This window comes from Paraconexibacter sp., assembly GCF_041602235.1.
In the GTDB taxonomy this organism is placed as follows: Bacteria; Actinomycetota; Thermoleophilia; order Solirubrobacterales; family Solirubrobacteraceae; genus Paraconexibacter.
Window position 1 is genome coordinate 1 of sequence record NZ_JBFIGP010000347.1, and the last position, 3,574, is coordinate 3,574.

At 72.6% G+C, this 3,574-nt stretch carries 5 protein-coding genes; 2 read left to right on the plus strand and 3 right to left on the minus strand.

Annotated features, from left to right (window positions below):
* Positions 1-6 precede the first annotated feature (6 nt).
* The 3 genes from ABYE80_RS18560 to ABYE80_RS18570 form a co-directional block, all read right to left on the minus strand.
* Positions 7-645, minus strand: coding sequence for a response regulator (locus tag ABYE80_RS18560; protein WP_372791794.1), 639 nt, complete (start codon positions 643-645; stop codon positions 7-9).
* A 61-nt stretch (positions 646-706) separates the two neighbouring features.
* Positions 707-1,117 (minus strand): response regulator transcription factor, encoded by a 411-nt coding sequence (locus ABYE80_RS18565; RefSeq protein ID WP_372791796.1) that lies wholly within the window; start codon positions 1,115-1,117, stop codon positions 707-709.
* A 147-nt stretch (positions 1,118-1,264) separates the two neighbouring features.
* Positions 1,265-1,675 carry an FKBP-type peptidyl-prolyl cis-trans isomerase gene (locus tag ABYE80_RS18570; RefSeq protein ID WP_372791801.1) on the minus strand — a complete coding sequence of 137 codons (411 nt, stop codon included), beginning with the start codon at positions 1,673-1,675 and terminating at the stop codon, positions 1,265-1,267.
* A gap of 219 nt (positions 1,676-1,894) precedes the next feature.
* Here ABYE80_RS18570 and ABYE80_RS18575 point away from each other — a divergent pair, with 219 nt between their 5' ends.
* Entirely contained in the window at positions 1,895-3,028 is a 1,134-nt protein-coding gene (locus ABYE80_RS18575) for an aromatic acid exporter family protein (protein WP_372791797.1), read from the plus strand.
* Positions 3,025-3,492, plus strand: a complete 468-nt coding sequence (locus ABYE80_RS18580; protein WP_372791799.1) for a nucleoside 2-deoxyribosyltransferase — start codon at positions 3,025-3,027, stop codon at positions 3,490-3,492. The genes ABYE80_RS18575 and ABYE80_RS18580 overlap by 4 nt, the downstream gene beginning before the upstream one ends.
* Positions 3,493-3,574: the final 82 nt, after the last annotated feature.

The window sequence follows — 3,574 nt, forward strand, 5'->3', positions numbered from 1 at the left end:
ACGCGGCTACTCGAGGAGCCCGCGCCGCATCGCCTCGGCGACGGCGGCAGCGCGGTCGGAGACGCCGAGCTTCTCGTAGAGGCTCTTGAGGTGCGTCTTCACCGTGCTCTGGCTCAGGTGCAACCGCTCGCCGATCGCCGGGGCGCTGAACCCCCCGGCGGTCAGCACGAGGATCTCGTGCTCGCGCGGCGTGAGCGACGGGCGCTCCTCCCGCTCGCGCATGACGATCTCGGTCGCCAGGCCGGCCTGGACCTCGGCGCTGAGAACGACCTCGCCGCGGGCGACGGCCGCGACCGCATCACAGATCCGGTCCCGCGAGGACTCCTTCGACAAGTACGCGCCGGCCCCGGCCGCGACGGCCCGGTAGACCGTCTCACTGTCGAGGTGCGCGCTCAGCAGGACGACGCGCGTGACGAGTCCGTCTCGCTTGATGGCGTTCAGGATCTCGGGCCCCTGCAGCCCGGGCATGTGGACGTCCAGGACGGCCACCATCGGCTTGATCTCCTGGATGGCGGTCAACGCCTCGCGCCCGTCCGCTCCTTCGCCGACGAGCTCGAACTCCGGTCGCGCCTTGACCGCTCGGGCGACGCCCTCCCGATACACGGGGTGGTCGTCGGCGACGTAGACGGTCGTGCGTTGCTTCACGTGGAGGTCCCTACCCGGGTGCGCGATTCCCGATCGGCGGACCCTCCGCGTTTCGGTCGCGTCAGTGTATCCGGAGCCTACCGGCGCGCGCGAGACTGACCGCGGCCGTGCAGATGTCACGCCGCGATGCGCCCTTGGACATCACGCACGAGGCTCCGGAGGCGAGCGCCAGCGCCCGCGTCGGCTCGTCGATGTCCGCGGAGATCAGCAGCGCCTTGGTGTGGACCCGCTCCTCGAGACCGCGGACCCGCTCGCAGACCTGGATACCGTCGATGTCCGGCATCCGGAAGTCGAGGACCACGACGTCGGGGTCGAGATCCTCGATGGCCGCCAGACCGGCCAGGCCGCCGTCGAACTCGCCGATGAGGTCGAGCTCCTCGTGGCGCTGGATCGCGCGCGCCATCCCGAGCCGGTACGCCGCGGAGTCGTCCACGAGAACGACCGTGATCGGTTGGTCGACGGTGGCATCCATGCGTGCTCCATGGTGCTCCCGTCGCACGCCGTACACATCGTCCCGTCGACCGATCGCGACGGCGGCTCCCGCGCCCGACCGAGGGACCGCTCCGTGACCTATGGAACGGCGGCGATCCCGCGGACGGACGAGAAAAAAGGCGGTGTATCAGCCGCCGATGCCGCCGGCGCCGGGCTCGACCTCCTCGAGGTCCACCACGAAGACGAGCGTCTCGTTCGGGAGGATGTCGGGCGGCGAGCCCGCCTCGCCGTAGCCCTGCGCCGGGGGGATCACCAGCAGGCGGCGCCCGCCGGCCTTCATGCCGGCGATGCCCTGATCCCATCCCTGGATGACCTGCCCGGCCCCGAGCGGGAACTGGAACGGATCGCCGCCGCGATCCCAGCTGGCGTCGAACTGCTTGCCGGTCGAGAACGACACACCGACGTACTGCATCGACAGCAGGTCGCCGGCCTTGGCCGCCGGCCCCTTGCCCACCACGATGTCGCGCTGGACCAGCGCGGGCGGCGGGTCGCCCTTGGGCTTGGCGATCTCCGGCTTCTTGGAGAGGTCCTTGGAGATCGTCCCCACGTCGACGCCGTCGTCACCGGCGGCCGGGGTCTCCTCCGTGGTCTCCGAGGCGCTCTCCTCGGTCGCCGGAGCGTCGCTCACGTCTTCCTTGGTGCGCTCCTCCCCGCAGGCGGCGAGGACGAACGTCATCAGCCCGGCGGCGAGCAGGGCGAGCAGCTTGGTCAGGTTCATAGGGGCGCCAATCTACCGCGTGCGATGCTCCGCCACGCCATGCCGATCGCCGAGGAGCTCCGCCCCGCACGCAACGCCCTGCGCACCATGGGCGTCTCGCGCTGGCGGCGCGTGCGGGCGACCGCCCCCGCGATCGCCCAGACCGCCATCGCCGCCGCGCTGGCGTGGCTCATCGCCGTGGAGGTCGTCGGCCACACCAAGCCCTTCTTCGCCCCGATCGCGGCGATCGTCGCACTGGGCATCGTCGTCGGGCAACGGGCGCGGCGGGCGACCGAGCTCGCCGTGGGCGTCGCCCTGGGCGTCGCGGTGGCCGACGCCTACGTGATCGCCCTCGGGACGGGAACGGTGCAGATCGCCGCTGTCGTCGCGATCGCCATGACCGCGGCCGTCGCGCTGGGTGGCACGAGGCTCGTCGTCGGACAGGCCGCCTCGAGCGCCGTGCTCGTGGCCACCATCGAGGTGCCGACCGAGTTCACCTTCAGCCGTCCGATCGACGCCCTCGTCGGCGGGGTCGTGGCGATCGGCGTCCACTACCTGCTGCCGATCGACCCGGTGCGCCTGGCGCGTCGCAGCGCGCGCCCGCTGCTGGATCGCTTCGCGTCGGCCCTCGACGAGGTCGCGGGCGCACTGGAGGCCTCCGACCACGACCTCGCGGTGGAGGCCCTCGTCACGATGCGCGACCTCGAACAGGGCGTGGCGGCGTTCCGCGAAGCGGCCGTCAGCGGTGTCGAGACCGCCCGGTACTCGCCCCTGCGCCGTCGAGAGCGGGTCGTCGTGAAGCGGTACGCGATCGCCGCCCCGGAGGTCGACCTCGCCGTCCGTAACGGGCGGGTGCTGGCGCGAGGAGCGATCCGCGCCGCCGACCTCGACGCGCACGTGCCCCCCGACGTCCCGCAGGGGATCCGTGACCTGGCGGTCGCCGTGCGCGCGCTGCGCGCCGCGCTCGACGATCCGCGGCTCGTCGTGGACGCCCGCGACGCGGCGCTGCAGGCCGCGGCGCGCGCGACCCTCGCCCTCGAACGCACCGGCAACCTCAGCGTGAGCGTGGTGATCGGCCAGGTGCGCTCCACCGCGACCGACATTCTGCGGGCCCTCGGCACCACGCACGACGCCGCGGCCGAGGCGATCCGGCAGGCAGCGGCGGGCGCGACCGCCGCCGGGGACTTCCGATGAGCGCGGCAGCGGGTCGACCGAGGACCTACGTCGCGAGTCCGCTCGGGTTCACGGAGGCCGGCCGGGCCTACTACACGGCGACGCTGCTCCCGGCGTTGGCCCGGGTGGTCGAGGTCGTCGACCCCTGGTCGCTGACCACCGCGGACGAGGTCACCGAGCACCAGAGCGCCGGACGGCACGAGGACCTGAACGCCCTCATCGGAGCCCGGAACGCCGAAGCGATCCGCGGCTGCGAACGCCTGGTGGCCGTGCTCGACGGCCAGGAGCCGGATGCGGGCACCTGTGCGGAGATCGGCTACGCCGCCGCGCTCGGTCTGCGCATCGACGCCGTGCGCACCGACTGGCGCCAGGCGGGCGAGATCGGCGCGACCGTGAACCTGCAGGTGCAGCACTTCGTGGAGGCATCGGGAGGCCGGATCGTCGGCTCGCTCGCGGAGCTCGTGGAGCTGCTCGGCGGGTCCTGAACGACCGCGGCCCGCGCTCGATGGAGCACGGGCCGGACGGAAGTGGCGGGGACAGGATTCGAACCTGTGAAGGCAGAGCCAA